Origin of the sequence: Streptomyces sp. NPDC020490, from assembly GCF_044335305.1 — a bacterium.
Classification (GTDB): Bacteria; Actinomycetota; Actinomycetes; order Streptomycetales; family Streptomycetaceae; genus Streptomyces.
Map to the genome: position 1 here is coordinate 76,651 of NZ_JBIRUY010000003.1, position 21,031 is coordinate 97,681.

The 21,031-nt window shown below is 70.7% G+C and carries 13 protein-coding genes and 1 pseudogene; 5 read left to right on the forward strand and 9 right to left on the reverse strand.

The window, feature by feature from the left end; all coding sequences use genetic code 11:
- From ACH4ZX_RS05380 to ACH4ZX_RS05415, 8 genes and pseudogenes are all read right to left on the reverse strand, one after another.
- Positions 1 to 1,622: pseudogene (locus ACH4ZX_RS05380) on the reverse strand (ABC transporter substrate-binding protein).
- Between the two features lie 432 nt (positions 1,623 to 2,054).
- Entirely contained in the window at positions 2,055 to 3,188 is a 1,134-nt protein-coding gene (locus ACH4ZX_RS05385) for an ABC transporter ATP-binding protein (RefSeq protein WP_398267814.1), read from the reverse strand.
- A 12-nt stretch (positions 3,189 to 3,200) separates the two neighbouring features.
- A complete protein-coding gene (locus tag ACH4ZX_RS05390) occupies positions 3,201 to 4,262 on the reverse strand; it encodes an ABC transporter ATP-binding protein (protein WP_398267817.1) in 1,062 nt (353 codons plus the stop codon).
- Positions 4,263 to 4,283: 21 nt separating this feature from the next.
- Positions 4,284 to 5,264 (reverse strand): ABC transporter permease, encoded by a 981-nt coding sequence (locus tag ACH4ZX_RS05395; protein ID WP_398267820.1) that lies wholly within the window; start codon positions 5,262 to 5,264, stop codon positions 4,284 to 4,286.
- A gap of 95 nt (positions 5,265 to 5,359) precedes the next feature.
- The gene (locus ACH4ZX_RS05400; protein ID WP_398267823.1) at positions 5,360 to 7,162 is read right to left on the reverse strand and encodes an ABC transporter substrate-binding protein; all 1,803 of its coding nucleotides are present in this window, start codon (positions 7,160 to 7,162) and stop codon (positions 5,360 to 5,362) included.
- A gap of 84 nt (positions 7,163 to 7,246) precedes the next feature.
- Positions 7,247 to 8,281, reverse strand: coding sequence for an ABC transporter permease (locus ACH4ZX_RS05405; protein WP_398267826.1), 1,035 nt, complete (start codon positions 8,279 to 8,281; stop codon positions 7,247 to 7,249).
- Positions 8,282 to 8,915: 634 nt separating this feature from the next.
- A complete protein-coding gene (gene typA, locus ACH4ZX_RS05410) occupies positions 8,916 to 10,832 on the reverse strand; it encodes a translational GTPase TypA (RefSeq protein WP_398267829.1) in 1,917 nt (638 codons plus the stop codon).
- Between the two features lie 149 nt (positions 10,833 to 10,981).
- Entirely contained in the window at positions 10,982 to 13,222 is a 2,241-nt protein-coding gene (locus tag ACH4ZX_RS05415; protein WP_398267832.1) for an ABC transporter family substrate-binding protein, read from the reverse strand.
- Positions 13,223 to 13,668: 446 nt separating this feature from the next.
- On the opposite strand from ACH4ZX_RS05415, the gene ACH4ZX_RS05420 reads away from it, so the two are divergent.
- The 4 genes from ACH4ZX_RS05420 to ACH4ZX_RS05435 are packed head-to-tail and all read left to right on the forward strand — an operon-like array spanning position 13,669 to position 17,610.
- Entirely contained in the window at positions 13,669 to 13,965 is a 297-nt protein-coding gene (locus ACH4ZX_RS05420; protein WP_398267835.1) for a hypothetical protein, read from the forward strand.
- 29 nt (positions 13,966 to 13,994) lie between these two features.
- Positions 13,995 to 14,816 (forward strand): hypothetical protein, encoded by an 822-nt coding sequence (locus ACH4ZX_RS05425; RefSeq protein ID WP_398267838.1) that lies wholly within the window; start codon positions 13,995 to 13,997, stop codon positions 14,814 to 14,816.
- A complete protein-coding gene (locus ACH4ZX_RS05430) occupies positions 14,816 to 16,840 on the forward strand; it encodes a fumarate reductase/succinate dehydrogenase flavoprotein subunit (protein WP_398267841.1) in 2,025 nt (674 codons plus the stop codon). Before ACH4ZX_RS05425 ends, ACH4ZX_RS05430 begins: the two co-directional genes overlap by 1 nt.
- Entirely contained in the window at positions 16,837 to 17,610 is a 774-nt protein-coding gene (locus tag ACH4ZX_RS05435) for a succinate dehydrogenase/fumarate reductase iron-sulfur subunit (RefSeq protein WP_398267844.1), read from the forward strand. Before ACH4ZX_RS05430 ends, ACH4ZX_RS05435 begins: the two co-directional genes overlap by 4 nt.
- Positions 17,611 to 17,688: 78 nt before the next feature.
- Here the strand turns inward: ACH4ZX_RS05435 and ACH4ZX_RS05440 are convergent, their stop codons facing one another.
- Positions 17,689 to 18,678, reverse strand: coding sequence for a phosphotransferase family protein (locus ACH4ZX_RS05440; protein ID WP_398267847.1), 990 nt, complete (start codon positions 18,676 to 18,678; stop codon positions 17,689 to 17,691).
- A gap of 179 nt (positions 18,679 to 18,857) precedes the next feature.
- Here ACH4ZX_RS05440 and ACH4ZX_RS05445 point away from each other — a divergent pair, with 179 nt between their 5' ends.
- A complete protein-coding gene (locus ACH4ZX_RS05445; RefSeq protein WP_398267851.1) occupies positions 18,858 to 20,393 on the forward strand; it encodes a hypothetical protein in 1,536 nt (511 codons plus the stop codon).
- Positions 20,394 to 21,031: the final 638 nt, after the last annotated feature.

Genomic DNA, 21,031 nt, shown 5'->3' on the forward strand with positions numbered 1-21,031 from the left:
TCAGCCGACCTTGATCTCGTTGTAGACGGGGACGCTGAACGGGTTGAGGGCGACGTTCGAGAGCCGGTCCGACCAGCCGGCGCTGCCGTTCTGGTACCACAGCGGGATGGCCGCCATGTTGTCGCGGACGGTCTTCTCGGCGCCCTGGAACAGGCCGATCGCGCGGGCGGAGGCGTTCTCGGCGTTGGCCCGGTCGACGAACCCGTCGAACCGCCTGTTCGACCACTTGCCGTCGTTGGAGGAGGCGTCGGTGTAGTAGAGGGGCTGGAGGAAGTTCTGGATCAGCGGATAGTCCATCTGCCAGCCGGCCCGGAACGGCCCCGGCATCTTCTTCCGCACGATCCGGTCGCGGAAGTCCGCGAAGGTGCCGACCGGGTTGCCGACGCAGGCCTTGTCCTTGCCGAGCGCGTTGTTGACGGAGTTGCACACGGCGTCCACCCACTCCTTGTGCGAGCCGGTGTCCGCGTTGTACGTGATCTTCACCTGGCCGCCCGGCAGCCCGCCGCCCTCCCGGATCAGCTTCCTGGCCTCGTCCGGCTTGAACTCGCAGGCCTCCCCGCACAGTCCGGCCCGGTAGCCGCCCTCCGTGCCGAGGACCGGCGAGGTCCAGTCGGTGGCCGGGGTGCGGGTCTTCCGGAACAGCGTGTCGGTGATCCGCCTGCGGTCGATCGCCATGGCAGGCCCTTGCGGACCTTCTCCGAGCCGCTCCGGTTCCAGGCGCTGTCGTAGAAGGGGAAGGCGAGCGTCTGGAGGATGCCGGCCGGGGTGTTGAGGTAGCGGTCGCCGAGGTCGGTCCTGACGTTCTTGAGCTGGGCGACCGGGATGTCGTCGACCAGGTCGAGGTTCCCGGCCATCAGGTCGGTGTAGGCGGTGTTGTTGTCGGTGTAGACCTTCAGGTCGACGCCGCCGTTGCGCGCCTTGTCCGCGCCGGGGTAGCCGTCCCACGCGCGCAGCGACATCTGCGCGCCCCTGGTGTACGAGCGCACCGTGTACGGGCCGTTGCCGACCGGCTTCCTGACCCACGCGGCGTGGTCGTCGAAGAACGCCCGGGGCAGCGGGGCGAAGGCCACGTAGCCGAGGGTGTCCGGGAACGAGGAGAACTTCTGGGTCAGCCGCACGGTGAAGGTGCGGTCGCCGGTGACCTTCAGCCCGGAGAGCGTGCCGGCGCTCTGCCGGGAGCCGTCCTCGGGGTGGACCTTGTCGTAGCCCTCGATGTACCCGAAGAAGTAGGCGTTGCGCTGGTTGTTGCGCAGGCTCGCGCCGTAGTTCCACGCGTCGACGAAGGACCTGGCGGTGACGGGCTCGCCGTTGCTGAACCTCCAGCCGTCCTTGACCGTGATGGTGAAGGTCCGTGAGTCCGGGGTCCGGATGCTGTCGGCGAGCATGTCCTTCGCCTCGCCGGTCCTCGGGTCGTACCGCTTGAGGCCGCGGAAGATCATGTCGAGGACCTTGCCGCCCTGCACCTCGTTGGTGTTGGCCGGCTCCAGCGGGTTCTGCGGATCGCCCCACGACGAGCTGAGCACCGCGCTGCCGGCGGCGTCCCCGCCGCTCCCGCAGGCGCTCGCCGCGAGCGCGACGGCGGCGGCGCCGGCGGCCCGTCCGGCGCGCGTGACTCCACGCATGGGGTGCCTCCTCGTGGCCGCCGATCCGTTACCGGCCAATATCGGCGCAAACACCCCACGGCGCACACGCACCCCACCGTTCGGGGCGACGGGCCATCCGGATGGCCGCCCGCCGCTCCGGATGCCCGATGACACCGGGGCGGAACCGCGCACGCCGGTTTCCCGTCTCATCACAGACCCGGAGGCGGCGGTCCTGGCACACCCCTTTCAGTCAGCCGCCCCCTTACGGAACCGGACCTTCACGGCCCATCGACCCGAGCCCACGGACGTCCGGTTCCCCGGGAACACGAAGGCCCGCGCCCCTCCACCCGGGCGCGGGCCCTCACGTCACTCACGAGGCGCTTCTCCTCGCGGCCGCTCCTGCTCGCGGCCGCTCTTCCTCGCGGCTACCGCTTCTCGCGGCTACTTGTCCTCGCGGCTAGTTACTCGCGGTCACTTCTCCTCGTCGCCGGTCTCCTCGAGCGCGGCGAGCGCCGGGTCCAGCACGATGTCCTGCTCGCGCGCCTCGATCGTCGGCTCCTCCGGGAAGTGACAGGCCGTGAGGTGCCCGTCGCGGTTGCCGGAGAGCCGGACCAGCGGGGGCTCCTCCGTCGCGCACTTGTCCTGCGCCTTCCAGCAGCGGGTGCGGAACCGGCAGCCGGACGGCGGGGAGATGGGGGACGGCACGTCACCGGCCAGCCGGATGCGCTCCCGGCCGCCGCTGTCGTCCGCGTCCTCGGAGAGGTTCACCTCGGGCACGGCGGACAGCAGGGCGTGGGTGTAGGGGTGGCGGGGGCGCGTGTAGATGGAGTCGCGGTCGCCGACCTCGATGATCTTGCCCAGGTACATCACCGCGACGCGCTGCGAGAAGTGCCGTACGACGGCCAGGTCGTGGGCGATGAACAGGAACGCGATGCCGAGTTCCCGCTGCACCTTCTGGAGCAGGTTGACGACCTGCGCCTGGATGGACACGTCGAGCGCGGAGACCGGCTCGTCGGCGACGATCAGCTTGGGCTCCAGGGCGAGGGCCCGTGCCACGCCGATGCGCTGGCGCTGGCCGCCGGAGAACTCGTGCGGGAAGCGGTTGTAGTGCTCGGGGTTGAGGCCGACGATCTCCAGCAGCTCGCGCACGCGCTTCTCGCGGCCCCCGTCGGGCTCGATCCCGTTGATCTCCATCGGGCCGGAGATGATCTTTCCGACCGTCTGGCGGGGATTGAGCGACGAGTACGGGTCCTGGAAGATCATCTGGATCTCGGACCGGATGGGCGCGAGCTGCTTGCGGCTGGCGTGGGTGATGTCCTGGCCGCGGTAGGAGATCTTCCCGGCGGTCGGCTCCATCAGGCGCGTGATCAGCCGGCCCGTGGTCGACTTGCCGCAGCCCGACTCCCCCACCAGGCCGAAGCTCTCGCCGACGTGCACGGTCAGGTCGATGCCGTCGACCGCCTGCACGGCGCCGACCGTGCGCCGGACGGGGAAGCCGCCCTTGATCGGGAAGTGCTTGGTCAGCCCCTCCACGACCAGGAGGGGGTCGCCGGCCGCGTCGGTGCCGGTCTCCCGCGGCGCGGGGAGGACGAGGTCCTCTGTCATGGCGTGGTCCTCCTAGCCCAGACGGGGCTTGATCTCTTCGACGAAGATGGTGCGCTTCTGCTCCGCCGTGAGATGGCAGGCGGACGCCCGGTCGGGGCCCAGCAGCGGGCGTTCGGTGACGCAGCGGTTGCCGCCCACCCGGTCCTTGAAGGTGCAGCGGGGGTGGAACCGGCAGCCGGAGGGCGGGGTGAGCAGCGAGGGCGGGGCGCCCGGGATCGGCGTGAGGGGCGCGTCGAGATCCGCGTCCAGCCGCGGCATGGAGTTCAGCAGACCCCAGGTGTAGGGGTGTCGCGGCGCCCGGAGCACCTCGTTGGTGGTGCCGCGCTCGACCGCGCCGCCCGCGTACATCACCATGATGTCGTCGGCCATGTCGGCGATGACGCCGAGGTCGTGCGTGATGAAGATGATCGCCGAGCCGAACTCCTGCTGGAGGTCCTTCAGCAGGTCCAGGATCTGCGCCTGGACCGTGACGTCCAGGGCGGTCGTCGGCTCGTCGGCGATCAGCAGGTCCGGGTCGCACACCAGGGACATGGCGATCATCGCGCGCTGGCGCATGCCGCCGGAGAACTGGTGCGGGTAGTCCTTCGCCCGCTCCTTGGGGTTGGGGATGCCGACCTTGCCGAGCATCTCCACCGCCCGCTCCCAGGCGTCCTTCTTCGAGGCCCCGGTGTGCTTCATGTACGGCTCGGCGATCTGCCGGCCCACCGTGTAGTACGGCGAGAGCGCGGTGAGCGGGTCCTGGAAGATCATGGCGACCTTGTTGCCGCGCAGCTTCTCCAGCTCCGACTCCCGGGCGGTGGTCAGCTCCTGTCCCTCCAGCAGGATCTCGCCCTCGACGGTGGTGAACATCGGGTTGTGCAGCCCGAGGATCGTCAGGTTGGTGACGGACTTGCCGGACCCCGATTCGCCGACGATGCCCAGCGTCTTGCCGCGCTCCAGGTCGAAGGAGAGCCCGTTGACGGCCTTCACGACGCCGTCCTCGGTCTTGAAACTGACGTGCAGGTCCCGCACCGAGAGGAAGGCGCCCGCGTCGGCCGGCACGGGTGCTCCGGCTTCCTTGGTCAGAGTGGTCACGACTGTGCTCCTAAAGACGGCCTAGGACAGCCGCACGCGCGGGTCGATGAAGGCGTAGCAGGCGTCGACGAGGATGTTGAACAGCAGGATCATGGCGGCGGAGAAGAGCATCACGCCGAGCAGCAGCGGCAGGTCGCTGAACTGCACGGCCTCCACGGCGAGATGACCGATTCCGGGCAGGCCGAAGGTGTACTCCGTGATGATCGCGCCGCCCAGCAGCGAGCCGAGGTCGATGCCGAAGATGGTGACGATCGGGATCAGCGAACCGCGCCAGGCGTAGCGGAAGAACACGTACTTGCGGGACATGCCCTTGGCGCGGGCGGTGCGGACGTGCTCCTCCTGCAGCTGCTCGATCATCGACGAGCGCGCCATACGCGTGTACTGCGAGGCGAAGATGGTGGACAGCACCACCCAGGGGATGATCAGTCCGGAGAACCAGGTGACCGGGTCCTTGGTGAACTCGTTGTAGGCGGGCTTGTCGAAGATGTGCGACTGGTACACCAGCGCCGCGAGCGCGAGCGGGCCGAGGAAGTAGATCTGCATCGAACTCAGCACCATCGACCCGGCGGTGACCGTCTTGTCGAGCATGCTCCCCCGCTTCCAGGCGGCGAGCATGCCGGTGCCCAGGCCGACCGCCAGGAAGACCACGGCGGCCCCGATCGTCAGCGAGACGGTGGTGGGCAGACGGTCCGTCAGGGTGGACCAGACCTGGTCGTTCGTGTGGTACGAGTACCCGAAGCACGGGGCGGGGCAGGGACCCTGGGCGAAGTCACTGCTGCCCAGGAAGAGGTTGTGCAGGAAGATCCCGTACTGCTCGGGGATCGACTTGTCGAGCCCGAGAACGTGGTGGATGTTCTCGATGTTCGCGGGGGTACACGTCTTGCCGCACATCAGCAGCGCCGGGTCACGGGGCATCCCGAAGAACAGCACGAATGCCACGATGCTCAACAGGAAGAGGATGACGACGGCACCGAGGGTCCGGCGGACGAGGAAGCGCAGCATGACAGGGGCAGCTCTCTGACGTCGGCGGGCCGGGCGGTACCCGGTGCGGTGTCGCCCTCGTGGGGCTCACGCACCGGGTACCGGTCGGACGGTGGTTACTTGATGAACAGACGACGCGGGTCGAGGCCGCCGATCACGTCGTCGTAGACGAGGCCGCCGACCTTGGAGCCGGCGATCTGGGTCTGCTTGTAGTAGGCGGTCGGGACCTCGTTGACCACCTTGGTGAGCAGGTACTTGTCGAGCTTCTCCCACTCGGCCGCGGACTTGACCGGGTCGGTGATCTTGTTGATGCGGTCGATCTCGCTGTTCACGTGCGAGTCGTTGACCTGCGAGTAGTTCTGCGAGCCGTCGGCGATCAGCCTGCCGTCGTACAGCGGCGGGAGGACGGTCGAGGCGGACGGCCAGTCAGCGCCCCACGCGGTGTGGAAGATGTCGTAGGTGTTGTCGACCTTGCTGACCTGGTCGTAGTACGACTCGGCCGGGATCTCCTGGCGCTGGACGTTGAAGCCGGCCTTCTTCAGACCTGCCGCCATGGCCGTCGAGTACTGCTGGCCCTCGGGGGTGTTGATGTAGGCGAAGGTCAGCTTCATGTTGAGCTTGCCGGCCTTCTTCAGCAGCTCCTTGGCCTTGGCCGGGTCGCCCGCGGGCTTCTTCTTCTTGCCGTACGGGTCGAAGGCCGCGTCGTAGCCGCTGACGGTCGGGCTGAGCAGGCCGCCGGCGACCTCCATCGCGTCCGTGCCGCCGTAGGCGCGGACGAACGGCGTGACCGGCAGCGCGTAGGCGATGGCCTTGCGGACGTTGATGTCCTTCAGCTCCGGCTTGCTCATGTTGATGTTCATCTGGCCGACGTACGGCTGGTAGCCGGAGACGATGCGGGACTTCAGCTTCGGGTCGGCGAGCACCTTGGACAGGTTGCCCGCGTCGACCGCGTTGCTGAGGCTGACGCCGGCCTGGTCGGCGCCGGTGTCCGCCAGCAGCGCCTTGGTGGACTGCTCGTACTGCTGGTTGAACTGGATGTCGAACTGGTCCACGTACTGGTTGCGGATCGGGTCCGTCTTCGGGTCCCAGTTGGTGTTCTTGACGAGCACCATCGACTTGCCCGACTTGAACGACTGGATCTTGTACGGGCCGCTCGTCATCGGCTTCTTGTCGTACTTCTCCTTCGTGTCGCTCTTCGCGGAGACGACGGAGTAGCCCGACATGGCGAGCGCGTACGGCAGGTCCGGGTGCGCCGTCTTGAAGTGGAAGACGATCGTCTTGTCGTCCGGCGTCTCCATGATGCTGTCAGGCAGGTGCTTGCCCTTGTACGGGCCGTCCTTCAGCAGCTTGCGGTAGTCGGTGGAGTCGGCGAGCCACTGCTGGATGTAGCTCGGGCCCTGGTTGATGAAGGGCGCGAACAGCCGCTCGAAGGTCTGGCGGACGTCCTTGGACGTGATCGGCGTGCCGTCGGCGAACTTGATGCCGTCCTTGAGCGTGTACTTCCAGGTCTTGCCGCCGTCGGTGGTGGTGCCCGAGTCGGTGGCGAGGTCGCCGACGACCTCGTGCGACTTGCCGTCGTCGCTGGTCGCCTTGTAGCCGGTGAGACCGCGGTGGATCAGCTGCGAGAGCGCCATCTCGTCGGAGACGTAGATCTGGCCCGGGTCCAGGTGGGCGAAGCTGTCACGCTGGAGGACCTCCATCGTGCCGCCCGCCTTGGCGCCCTTCACCTCGGCCGCGGGACCCTGGGAGGCCGCGGCGTCGCCGAACTTGATCGACGACTGCTGCCGCTTGGCGTTCTCCTCGTTCTTCTTGTCGTTGTTGCCGGTGTCGCTTCCGCCCTTGCTGCAACCGGTGAGCACGAGTGCCCCCGCCGCGAGCACGGACAAAGCGGCGTATGCGTGGCGTCCGCCCCTACTCATCACTCAGTTTCCACCCATCTGTGTATCACCAGTGCCGAATTCGGCCGTGCGGTATCCGGGGCGAGGACGCCCACAATCTGTCGGTCAGCGCGCCGTCTTGGGATCGAAGGCGTCCCTGACCGAGTCCCCGAGCAAGTTGAACGCGACGACGAAGATGATCATCGAGACGCCGGGGAAGAACATGTACGTGATGTCGTTCTGCAGCACGAGCTCGGTCGATGCCTTGGAGAACATCTGGCCCCAGTCGGGCGTGGGCTCGACGATGCCGACGCCGAGGAACGACAGGCCGGCCTCGATCGTCACGAAGTTCGGCAGCATGTAGGTCGTCTGCACCAGCAGCGGCGTCACCACGTTGGGCAGCAGCTCCTTGCGGATGATCCGCCACGGAGACGCTCCGCTCACCCGGGCGGCCTCGATGAACTCCCGCTCGCGCAGGGCGAGTGTGGTGCCGCGCAGGATACGGGCGAGGCTCATCCACCCGAGTACCCACTGGACGACGATCAGCGCGACCACGCGCACGTAAGTCGGCGTCTCGTCTCGCGGGCTGACGAACAGTGAGACGACGACCGGCATGCTGGCGATGAAGAACAGCTGCGAGGGGAAGGCGAGCAGGAAGTCGATGACGCGGCCGATCACGTAGTCGGCCTTGCCACCGAGGTAACCGGCCGTCACACCGAGCAGGATGCCCGTCAGTACGACCGCGAGCGTCACCGCCACCGAGATCATCAGCGAGGTGCGGATGCCGTAGATCAGCTTGGTGAACACGTCGTAGCCGTTGCCCGGTTCGAGGCCGAACCAGAACTCGCCGCTGATGCCGCCGTTGGGCTGCACCGGGACGCCCGCGCTGTCGAAGAGTTCGGGGCGCTCGTCCGCGTAGATCGTGTACGGGTCCTTGCCGTACAGCTTCGAGATCAGCGGCGCGGCGGCGGCGATGACGAAGAAGAACGCCACGACGCAGGCCGAGATCACCCCCGTGCGGTCGCGCTTGAAGCGGATCCACATCAGCCGGCCGGGGGAACGCCCCTCGAGCTGATCGGCCTCGGCCTTGGCGTGAGGCTGCGGGGTGCCGTCGACGACGACCGACGCCTCGCCGCCTTCAACGTCGATAGGACTGGTCACAGTTGGCCCATTTCACAGGTGTGGGTGTACCGGGTCGCCGACCGCCGCGGGATGTGCGCGGTCACCGACCGGATCATGGAGAAGCCGCAGCCGGACGCGCGTAGCGTAACCACGCGGTGAGCGGCCGGCGCAATCCTCAGAGAGAACTGCCGTATGCGGTGAAGCAGTTGCGGGCGACTGTCGACCTGACCCACTTGGTGCTCGTGACACCGCGCATGGGGCTCCTCCTCGTGACTGCACATGCTCACCGACGATTGGGGGCCCACGCCTGTCCTCCGTCACCCCTGACGAAGGGTCAGACACCCCCTGGTGCTCTCGTGAGTCGCCGCTGTCCCCACAGCGAGACCCATCGACCCGAGCGCTACGCGGCTAACTATCTGCCATGAGCCGACGGCCGAACCACTGTCTTTAAATCTCAATTCAGTCACAGCTCGCGCATACTTCTTCCGAATTCTGGACAAACGGTTCGGGACGAGAAGGCCGCGAAACGGACTTGTTACATGGCTATCGGGCAGTGATCTCCGCATTTCGGACACCTGGCGCGCGAAAACCGGTTGCAAAAGGCCCGGGCGCCCCCAAGATGGGGGCACCCGGGCTCGGAGGGTGCGGCGAGGACGCCGGCCCGGCCGTCGGCTCAGCCGTGCTTGGCGCGGCTCGCGGCGCGGGCACGCTCCCGCTGGTCCAGGTTGACCTTGCGGATGCGAACGGCCTCCGGGGTCACCTCGACGCACTCGTCGTCGCGGCAGAACTCCAGCGACTGCTCCAGCGACAGCTTGCGCGGCGGCACGATCGACTCGGCCACGTCGGCCGTCGAAGACCGCATGTTGGTGAGCTTCTTCTCCTTGGTGATGTTGACGTCCATGTCGTCGGAGCGCGAGTTCTCGCCGACGATCATGCCCTCGTACACCTCGGTGCCGGGCTCCACGAACAGCACGCCGCGCTCCTGGAGATTCGTCATCGCGAACGCGGTGACGGCACCGGCGCGGTCGGCGACCAGCGAGCCGTTGTTACGGGTCTGCAGGGTGCCGAACCAGGGCTCGAAGCCCTCGTGGATGGAGTGGCCGATACCCGTGCCGCGGGTGCTGGTGAGGAACTCGGTACGGAAGCCGATCAGCCCCCGCGAGGGGACCACGAACTCCATGCGGACCCAGCCCGAGCCGTGGTTGGACATGTTGTCCATCCGGCCCTTGCGCACGCCCATGAGCTGCGTGACCGCGCCCATGTGCTCCTCGGGCACGTCGATCGTCATCCGCTCGACGGGCTCGTACGTCTTGCCGTCGATCTCCTTGGTGACGACCTGGGGCTTGCCGACGGTCAGCTCGTAGCCCTCCCGGCGCATCGTCTCGACCAGGATGGCGAGCGCGAGCTCACCGCGGCCCTGGACCTCCCAGGCGTCGGGACGGTCGGTGTCCAGGACGCGGAGCGAGACGTTGCCGATCAGCTCGCGGTCGAGGCGGTCCTTGACCTGGCGGGCGGTGACCTTGCGGTCCTTGACGGCCGCCTTCGCGTCGGCGCCCTTGCCGGTGCCGCCGCGGCCGACCAGCGGCGAGGTGTTGGTGCCGATGGTCATCGAGATGGCAGGCTCGTCGACCGTGATCAGCGGGAGCGGGATCGGGTTCTCGGTGTCCGCGAGGGTCTCGCCGATCATGATGTCCGGGATGCCGGCGACGGCGCAGATGTCACCGGGGCCGGCCACCTCGGCGGGCTTGCGGGTGAGCGCCTCGGTCATCATCAGCTCGCTGATGCGGACGTTGCTGATCGAGCCGTCGCGCTTGATCCACGCGACCGTCTGGCCCTTGCGCAGCTCGCCCTGCTCGACGCGCAGCAGCGCGATACGGCCGAGGAAGTTGTCGGCGTCCAGGTTGGTGACGTGGGCCTGCAGCGGGGCGGACTCGTCGTAGGTCGGCGCCGGGATGTGCTGCAGGATCGTCGAGAAGAACGGCTCCAGGCTGGTGGAGTCGCCGGGGACGGTCCCGTCCTCCGGCTTGGTCAGCGACGCGATGCCGTCCCGGCCGCAGGCGTAGACGATCGGGAACTCGATCTGGTCCTCGTCGGCGTCCAGGTCGAGGAAGAGGTCGTAGGTCTCGTTGACGACCTCGTCGATGCGGGCGTCCGGGCGGTCCGTCTTGTTGATGCACAGGATGACGGGCAGGCGGGCCTGCAGCGCCTTGCGCAGCACGAAGCGGGTCTGCGGCAGGGGGCCCTCGGAGGCGTCGACGAGCAGCACGACACCGTCGACCATCGACAGACCGCGCTCGACCTCGCCGCCGAAGTCGGCGTGGCCGGGGGTGTCGATGATGTTGATGGTGATGGGTTCCCCGCCGTCCTTGGGGTGATACTTCACCGCCGTGTTCTTGGCGAGGATCGTGATGCCCTTCTCACGCTCCAGGTCGTTGGAGTCCATCATGCGGTCGTCGACCTGGTCGAGCTGGTGCGCGGCGAAGGCACCCGCCTGCTTGAGCATGGCGTCGACGATGGTCGTCTTCCCGTGGTCGACGTGGGCGACGATGGCGACGTTGCGGATGTCGTGACGTGTTGCGGACACAGCCATTATTGCGGCGTTCTCCCGGAGTGTGAGGACGGCCTGCGCGAACGTCTGTGTTACGCGGGCCCTGCCGGGCTTGACACGCCACGGCCTCACCCCATGGTACGTGGCCCCGCGGCGAAGGCCGCCGCAGGGCCGCGCGGCCCGGGCCCCGCCTAGCTCCGGGAGGGACTCGGGGAGACCTTCGCGTCCGTCTTCGAGCCCTTCTTCAGGAAGCCGATGTCCTCGAAGACCGGCGTCTGGAAACCGAAGGCTCCGGCGTTGACCAGTCCCTTGCGGACGGCCGTCAGCTGCGGGCGCTGGAAGAGCGGGATCGACCCGGCCGCCGCCCAGATGCGGGAGTCGGCCTTGCGCAGCAGACCTCGGCGCTCCGTGTCGTCCAGCGTCGCCACGGCCTCGTCGAACAGCTGGTCGACCTGGTCGGTGCCGACGCGGGTGTAGTTCTGCTCGACGTTCAGGGAGCCGTCGGCGGCCGGCACCGGCTTGGCGTAGATGGGCCGGGCGTCGGTGGCGGGGAAGGCGGAGGCGGGCCAGGACCACAGGGCGAGGTCGAAGTCGCCGGCGGCGATGTGGTCCTTGAAGTAGCTCGCCTCGGAGACCTTGCTGATCTCGGTGCGGATGCCGACCCGGGCCAGCATGCCGCTGATCCGGTCGGCCACCGCGCGCAGGGTCCCGTAGCCGGCGCCCGAGGGGAGCACGAAGCGCAGCACGAGCGGCTTGCCGTTCTTGGCGAGCGCCTTGACCGCGGTGCCCCCCGGGGCGGCGGTGCCCTCGGGGGCGTAGGCGCCGGGCGCGCTGCCCTGCCCGGGGTGCCGGTACTGCCCGCCCTCCTGCGCGAGGCGCCGGGCGGCGTCCCCGGCGGGGTGCTCGTGGTCCTTCGGGTCCTCGGTGCTCCCGGCGGACTTACCCTCCGCCGGGTCGCTCTCGCGCCCCGCCTTGCCGTCCTCGCCGGCGGTGTCCGCCCCGTCGTCGGCCTTCGCGGACTCGTGCCCGGCCTTCTTCCCGCCGGCACCGGCGCTCCCGCTGTCCTCTTCCTTCTCCGGGCTCTCCGAGCTCTCTCCGCTGTCTTCCTTGTCTTCCTTCTCCTCCTTCTTCTTGACCTTGACGGGCCCGCCGGGCACCCAGCCGGCGTCCGAGAGCAGCGCCTGCGCCTCGGCGGTGTCCTCCTTGCCCAGCGCGCCGCTGTTGTCGGCGTAGGCGGCCTGCCCGGACAGCGCGACATGGCTGCCGACGGGCACCGCGGGCAGTCCGAGCGGCTTCAGCACGGCCTCGGCCAGTGCCTTGCGGTCCAGCGCGCGGGCCACGGCCCGGCGCACGCGCTCGTCGGCGAGCGGGCCCTCGGCGCCGTTGAGGGCGAGCTGGGTGAAGGCGGGCTCCAGCGACTTGCGGACCTCGAAGGCGCGCAGGGCCTTCAGCCGCCGCTCGGCCTTGGTGCCGGCGTGACGGCCGCCGGGGCCGCTGTGCGGCGAGGCGCCCTTGTGCGCGGAGGCGCCGGTGCCCGGGGAGGCGCTCGTGCCGGCCGCTCCGGCGGTGATCTGCCCGGCCGCGGAGGGGTCGATCTCGGCCAGGTCGAGCTTCCCGGCGGCCAGCGCGGTGGCGCGCTTGTCGCGCGGTACGACCTTCAGGTCGATCTCGGAGAGCTTGGCGGGAGCGCCCCACCACCGCGGGTTGCGGGTGAGGACGATCCGGTCGTTCTTCCGGTCGACCTTCTTCACGGCGAACGGCCCGGCGGTGACCTTGAGCTTGCGGCGGGCCCCGTCGTTGAAGGAGTCCGGGGTGCCCATGACGTCCTTCGGGTACAGCGGCGAGAACAGCGACCGCCAGTCGGCGTACGGCCGGGCGAAGGTGACCTTGACCTCGAGGTTGTTCGCGCCGCGCTCGACCTTCTCGATGCGCTCGTAGCCGGCGTTGCGGGCCGTCCAGTAGGCGTTGTCCTTGCCGGACAGGGCGCGCCACTGGGCGGCGAAGTCGGCGGCGCCGATCTCGCGGCCGTCGCTCCAGACGGCCTGCTGGTTGAGCTTGTACAGCACGACCTGCTTGGGCTCGGTGTCGACGACCTTGGCGGACTCCAGGAAGTCGGCGTCGCGCTGCGGGCGCCCCGCCGCGTCCAGCCGGTACATGGCGGGCAGGACGGCCTGGGCGACGCGGGTGGTGGTGGCGTCGGCGTCCGACTGGAAGGTGTTCAGCGTCTCCGGCAGGTCGTCCACGGCCCAGCGCAGCGTGCCGCCGTCGGCGATCGCGGCGCGGCCGGCGGGCGCGATGTCCTGCCCGGCCAGGGGCTTGCTGACCTCCTCCCCGGAACTGCAGCCGGCGAGCGTGGATACCGCGAGCGTGCCCGCGGTGAGGAAGGCGACCGAGCGCATGACCGCACGCAGTCCGACGCCGTCGTGGGACATCACGTCTACCTCCGGGGGTGGACCGCCGGTTCCGATCACGATTGGCGGTATTTGGAGCTGATCAGATGTATGGCCACTGAAGAGGAAAGGGTTCAGCAGGGCGGGGCGACACGGCGGCGGCGGCGCGCAAGCCCACCCGTGCGGCGCAACGGACGCGTCGCGCGGCTCGGCGCGGGTGCCGCGCGCCCCCAGCCGTGCGCCCCCGCGCCGCGCGGTCACGACGACGTGCGGTCACCACGACGTGCGGTCACCACGACGTGCGGTCACCACGACGTGCGGTCACCACGACATGCGGTCACCACGACATGCGGTCACGACGACGTGCCCCGGCCAATCCGTGCACAGCGCTTCCCACCGACAGGTGTGACGCGCAACACTCGCAGGCGCACGAACGTCACCGCCCAGGCACCGACGCGGCACCAAGCCCGCGGAAGTGAGGTCACGTCATGTCCGTGCACGACGAACTTTCGACCGTTCAGCGCTGCCTCGACGACCTGCTGCGCTCGGTCGGCCGGCTGGAGCAGCGGATCGGCGGCGGTGGACTCGACATCCGCCGGGTCCGCGCCGACGCCGCCCATCTGCGCGAGAGCGTCGCGCTGCTGCGCGAGGCGGCCACCGCTCCCACCGCCCTCGCCGCGCCCGGGCGCGGCGATCTCGTCACCATCCCCGACACCCCGTACGACAGTTCCCTGTGGACGGACTCGGACGACGAGGGACTGGGCGCGCACCGCAACCGTCATTAGCGCTTACCCATACCGACCGGAGTCAGAAGTTGGCCACTGGTACGGAACCTCCTCCCAGCCGCGGCGGCGTGCGGAGCCCCGCACGCGCCGCCATCGACGCCCCGCACCTGCGGACCGACCGCTGGTGGCTGGCGCCGGCCGCCACAGCCGCGGGACTGCTGGCCTTCGTCGTGTACTCGACGTGGCGGGCCTTCGGCAACGCGGACTACTACGCGGCGCCGTACGTCTCCCCGTTCTACTCGCCGTGCCTGGCGGAGAACTGCCGGACCATGCGCGCCGGGCCGAACGCCGACCTCTTCGGAAGCTGGTGGGGCATCTCACCCGCGATCATCATCCTGGTCTTCCCGCTCGGCTTCCGCCTGACCTGCTACTACTACCGCAAGGCCTACTACCGCGGCTTCTGGGCGTCCCCGCCGGCCTGCGCGGTGGCCGAGCCGCACCGCGGGTACACCGGTGAGACCCGCTTCCCGCTGATCCTGCAGAACGCCCACCGGTACTTCTTCTACGCGGCGATCCCGGTCGCGGGCATCCTGACGTACGACACGGTGCTGGCCTTCCGGGACGAGCACTACCGCTGGGGGCACATGGGGCTGGGCACCCTGGTGTTCCTCGTCAACATCGGGCTGATCTGGGCGTACACCCTCTCCTGCCACTCCTGCCGGCACATCGTCGGCGGCAAGCTGCGGCACTTCTCCCGGCATCCCGTGCGCTACCGCATGTGGCAGTGGGTGGGAAAGCTGAATGCCCGTCACATGCTGCTCGCCTGGTCGTCGTTGGTGAGCGTGGCGGTCGCCGACCTGTACGTGTACCTGGTCGCCTCCGGCGCCTTCGACGATCCGAGGTTCTTCTGATGTCCGTGGTCGACCGCCAGGAGTGGGACGTTGTCGTGGTCGGCGCCGGCGGCGCCGGGCTGCGGGCCGCCATCGAGGCGCGGGAGCGGGGCGCCCGTACGGCGGTGATCTGCAAGTCGCTGTTCGGCAAGGCGCACACGGTGATGGCGGAGGGCGGCATCGCCGCCGCCATGGGCAACGTCAACTCCGGCGACGACTGGCGGGTCCACTTCCGCGACACCATGCGCGGCGGGAAGTTCCTCAACCAGTGGCGGATGGCCGAACTGCACGCCAAGGAGGCCCCGGACCGGGTGTGGGAGCTGGAGACCTGGGGCGCCCTGTTCGACCGCACCGCGGACGGCCGGATCTCGCAGCGCAACTTCGGCGGCCACGAGTACCCGCGCCTGGCGCACGTCGGCGACCGCACCGGCCTGGAGCTCATCCGCACCCTCCAGCAGAAGATCGTCTCCTTGCAGCAGCAGGACAAGAAGGAGACCGGCGGCTACGAGACCCGTCTGAAGGTCTTCCAGGAATGCACGGTCACCCGCGTGCTGAAGGACGGCGGGAGGGTGTCCGGGGTCTTCGCCTACGAGCGCGAGTCCGGCCGCTTCTTCGTGCTGGAGGCGCCCGCCGTGGTGATCGCGACCGGCGGCATCGGCAAGTCGTTCAAGGTGACGTCGAACTCCTGGGAGTACACCGGCGACGGGCACGCCCTGGCGCTGCTCGCCGGGGCGCCGCTGCTGAACATGGAGTTCGTGCAGTTCCACCCGACCGGCATGGTCTGGCCGCCGTCGGTGAAGGGCATCCTGGTCACCGAGTCGGTGCGCGGCGACGGCGGGGTGCTGCGCAACTCCGAGGGCAAGCGGTTCATGTTCGACTACGTCCCCGACGTCTTCAAGGAGAAGTACGCCGAGTCGGAGGCGGAGGGCGACCGCTGGTACGAGGACCCGGACCACAACCGGCGCCCCCCTGAGCTGCTGCCCCGCGACGAGGTCGCCCGCGCCATCAACGCCGAGGTGAAGGCGGGCCGGGGCTCCCCGCACGGCGGCGTGTTCCTGGACGTCTCGACGCGCATGCCGGCCGAGGTGATCCGGCGCCGGCTGCCGTCGATGTACCACCAGTTCAAGGAGCTGGCGGACGTCGACATCACGGCCGGGCCGATGGAGGTCGGGCCCACCTGCCACTACGTGATGGGCGGCATCGCCGTCGACTCCGACACGGCGGCGGCGCGCGGGGTGCCGGGGCTGTTCGCGGCCGGCGAGGTGGCGGGCGGCATGCACGGCTCCAACCGGCTCGGCGGCAACTCGCTCTCCGACCTGCTGGTGTTCGGGCGCCGGGCGGGCCGGCACGCGGCCGAGTACGCGGCGGCGGGGGCGCGCCCGCGCACGGACGACGCCCAGGTGGACGCGGCGGCGGCCGAGGCGCTGCGGCCGTTCTCCGCACAGGGCCCGGCGCCGGGCGAGGACGACGGACGCCCGCCGGAGAACCCGTACACGCTCCACCAGGAGCTCCAGCAGACGATGAACGACCTCGTCGGCATCATCCGCCGCGGGGCCGAGATGGAGCAGGCCCTCGAGAAGCTGGCGGAGCTGCGGCTGCGGGCGCGGCGGGCCGGCGTGGAGGGACACCGGCAGTTCAACCCGGGCTGGCACCTCGCCCTGGACCTGCGCAACATGCTGCTGGTCAGCGAGTGCGTGGCGCGGGCGGCGCTGGAGCGCACCGAGTCGCGCGGCGGGCACACCCGCGAGGACCACCCGACGATGGACCGCAAGTGGCGCAACATCAACCTGCTGTGCCGGCTGGCCGGCCCCGCCGGCGAACCGGCGGTCGCCGACCTCACGGGAGAACCTGCGGCCGCCGACCTCACGGGAGGACCCGTGGCGGCCGACCTCACGGGAGGACCCGTGGCGGCCGCAGCCGGCCCCGGGCGCGGCCGGATCGAACTCACCCGCGAGACCACCGACCCCGTCCGCCCCGACCTGCTCGCCCTTTTCGACAAGGAGGAGCTGGTCAAGTACCTCGCCGAAGAGGAGCTGTACGAATGAGCAGCTACGAGGCCCGCTTCGAAGTGTGGCGGGGCGACGCGGAGGGCGGCGGCCTGGCGGACTTCCGGGTGGAGGTCAACGACGGCGAGGTCGTCCTCGACGTCATCCACCGCCTGCAGGCCACCCAGGCCCCGGACCTGGCCGTGCGCTGGAACTGCAAGGCGGGCAAGTGCGGTTCGTGCTCGGCGGAGATCAACGGGCGGCCCCGGCTGATGTGCATGACCCGCATGTCGGTCTTCGACCGTGAGGAAACCGTCACCGTCACCCCGCTGCGTGCCTTCCCGGTGGTCCGCGACCTGGTGACGGACGTCGGCTTCAACTACCACAAGGCGCGCGAGGTCCCGGCGTTCGTGCCGCCGGAGGGCGTCGGCCCGGGCGAGTACCGCATGTTCCAGCAGGACGTGGACCGCCCGCAGGAGTTCCGCAAGTGCATCGAGTGCTTCCTGTGCCAGGACACCTGCCACGTCGTGCGCGACCACGAGGAGAACAAGCCGGCGTTCGCCGGCCCGCGGTTCCTGATGCGGGTGGCGGAACTGGACATGCATCCGCTGGACGCGGCCGCCGAGACCGGCCTGGACCGCAAGCGCGCGGCCCAGGACGAACACGGCCTCGGCTACTGCAACATCACCAAGTGCTGCACGGAGGTGTGCCCCGAGGGCATCAGGATCACGGACAACGCGCTGATCCCGCTGAAGGAGCGGGCCGTGGACCGCAAGTACGACCCGCTGGTGTGGCTGGGGTCGAAGATCAGGAGGAGGTCTTCGTCGTAGCGTCGCCGGCACGGCGACCGGGCCGGAGGCCGAGGTTCTGGAGGAACAGACCCCCCATGAATCCGCACCAGCCGACGATCATCGTCCCACAAGGGCCAGGGCGCGCAGCAGGTTCCACTCCGCGATCGCCCGCATCGGCGCCCGGTCCGGGAAGTCGCCGTCCAGGAGCCGCAGCGGGCCCGCGACCAGGGACAGATGCATGGCCAGGCGGTAGAGACGGAGACGGTCCTCGTCCAGACCGGGCACGCGCAGCGGGTCGTAGTGCGGGCCGAAGCGCAGCCGCAGGAACACGTGCTCCCACTCGACGTCGAAGTACATCAGGCCCTCGATGTCGATCAGGACCGGGTCGCCGTCCGGTGGCACCAGCACGTGGTCCGGGCCGAGTTCGCCGTGTACGAGGGTGTGGCGGGCGCGGGGGCCCACTGCGGCGGCGAAGTTCCTTACGGCGTGCGCGAGTTGGCTGCGTGCCGCGGCGGCCCGCGGCTCCCGGTCGGCGATCTCCTCGATGTCGTGCAGGGCGCGGTCCATGACGACGCGTTCGCACGAACCGCCCTTCGGCAGGCCGCCGTTGTCGACCTGGGCGACCTTGCCGAAGGCCGGCCCCTGCCGGGCGTGCAGCGCGGCCAGTTCGCCGGCCAGCCGCCGGAGCGTCGCGTCCGCCGCGTGCGGGTCGCGCCGCAGCGCCTCCTCCAGGCTGCCGCCCCGCACGTCCTCGACGACGGCCGCGTCCGCCGCGAGGTGCGTGTGCGTGGCGTCGGCGTACAGCAGGCGGGGCGTGCGGACGCCGGCTCGCGCCAGGCGCTCGTGCGCGGCGGTGAGGAGGGCGAGGCCGGTGGCGTGCGAGAAGGGGTCGTGCGGGTCGGCGGGACCGGCGTCCCAGTAGTCCTCGTCGGCGGACCAGACGTAGGCGACGGCCGTGGAGTCGTCGTCGAAGAGGAGGCGGTGGACGCCCTTCTTCGTGCCGCCGCGCAGGCGCACCACGTCGACGAGGACCCGGTGCGGGCCCAGCGCGGCGCGGGCGAGAGGGGCGAGGGCGGCGGGGGTGTCGTGCTCTCGGATACGGCTCACCACACCCAGTCTTCCCCGCCCGCCGGTCGGTCTGCTGGTCCGCCTCCGTCGCCGTCTCCGTCGCCGTCGCCGTGCACCCGGCGTAGGGCGCGGCACCGGCGGAGGCACCGGTGGCCCTGGTGGCCCTGGTGGCCCGCCCCCGGTCGCGCGTACGCATTCCGCCTCATACGCTCCGAAAGGTGACATCGTCCTTGATCCGGGGCCGGCCGCGGCGCGCGGCCTCCCACATATCCGTGCGGGTGCTGCACACCGTGCTCGGCGGGTTCGCCGGGATGGTGTGGCTGGCGTTGCCGGGGATGACGGCCCACGGCGGCGCGGCGGCGCCGGCCACCCGCGCGGAGCACCGCCCCGCCGCGTCCGCCGCCGCGCGGTCGGCCGACGAGGCGTCGACGACCGACCTGGTGCTGCCGCTCGCCATCGGGGGCGCGGTGGGAGTGCTGGCCGGATTCGGCTATGTACGGCACACCCGGCGGGCCCGGACGCGGACGGCGACGGCTCCCGGAACCGGCGCCGCGCCCGCCGCCGCGCCGCCGCTGCCCGAGCTGGAGGAGCGGGCGGCGGCGCTGCTGGCCGAGGCCGACGACTGCGTGCGTGTCTGCCGGGAGGAACTCGGTTTCGCCGAGGCCCTGTCCGGGGCGGCGGCGGTGGCACCGTTCGCGCGGGCCGTGCGGGACGCCGAAGCCGAACTGTCGGCCGCCTTCCGGATGCGGCAGCGGTACGACGACGGCGTGCCGGAGGACGAGCCGGCCCGGCGGCACATTCTGGCGGGCATCGTCGGCCGGTGCCAGGAGGCGGGGAGACGGCTGGACGCGGAGGCCGACGCCTTCGACCGGTTGCGCGGTCCGGACGGCGGCGTGGGCGGGGCGCTGGGGATCGCCGAGGTCCGTTTCCGGGAGCTGACCGGCGGCGCCACGGCCGCCGAGGCGACGCTGGTGGAGCTCACCGGGCGGTACGCGCCCTCCGCGACCCGTGCCGTCACCGGTCACGCCGAACAGGCCACGGACCGGCTGTTCTTCGCAACGTCGCGGCTCAACCGGGCGCACCAGGCGGCCGACCTCGGCCGCGGCGGCCCGGCGGCCCGCGACCTGCGCGCCGCGGAGGGCGCGACGGCGCAGGCCGCCACCCTGCTGACCGCGGTCGACCAGCGCGCGGCCGCCCTGTCCAGGGCCGAGGACCTGCTGCCGGCCGCCCTGACGGGCGCGGAGGCGGAGCTCGCGGAGGCGCGGGAGGCGGGGGCGGACACCGCGCGGGCCGACGGGGTCCTGGCCGACGTGCGGGAGGAGGTGGCCTCCGGCCGGTACGACCCCCTGGACGCGCTGCGGCGCGTGGTGCGGGCGGTGGTGCCGCTCGGCGCCGGCCGGGCCGGGGTGCTGTCGGCCGCCGCGCTGCTCGTCGCGCGTGACGCCGCCGACACCGCGGCCTGCTTCGTCGCGACCCACCGGGGAGCCGTCGGCGGCACCGCCCGCACCCGGCTGGCGGAGGCGCAGCGGCTGCTCGTCGCGGACGCCCCGGGCCTCCTCACCGCCGAGTCGCTGGCCCGCAGCGCCCTTGATCTGGCCGAACAGGACGCCCGCGACCGCGCCCGCGACGCGATGCGGCACGCGAACGACCTCACCGACGCCGTCCTCGCCGGCGTCCTCCTCGACACCGGCACACCCCCGGCCTTCGGCGGCCCCCGAACCCGAGCCCGCCACGGCACCACACGACCCCGGTAACCCGCGCCCCGGGTGAATCGCGCCCCCGGTGGCCCTCGACCCCGGTAGCCCGCGGCCCCGGCACCCCCTGCCGCCCGGCACCCGGCACCCGGTCCGACCGTGCGACCGCCGCGCCGACTCACCGCCGCCCGACCGCAAGCGGCTGTCCGCACCAGCACACCCCCGGCGTGCAGCGCCCCCCGAACCCGCGCACGCCACGGCACCCCACAGCCCCGGTCACCCGCGCCCCCGGTGGCCTGCCACCGGCACCCGGCACCCGACCCAACCGTCCGGCCGCCATATCGGCTCACCGCCACCTGACAACCCTGCCACCACGCCGACTCACCGCCGCCCGACCGCGGGCGGCTGTCAGCACCAGCACACGCCCGGCGTGCGGCACCCCCGAACCCGCGCACGCCACGGCACCCCACAGCCCCAGTCACCCGCGCCCCCGGTGGCCCCTGCCACCCAGCACCCGGCATTCGGCCCTCTGGCCGTGCGGCCGTTCTGCCGCGCGTCGGCACAGCGCCGCCGGACAGCGCCGCCGGTCCGCAGGCGGGTTTCCGTACCGGCACACGCCCGGCGTGCAGGGGCCCCGGACCCGCGCACGCCACGGCGCCCTACAGCCCCGGTAGCCCTTGCCGGCCGGCACCCGGCGC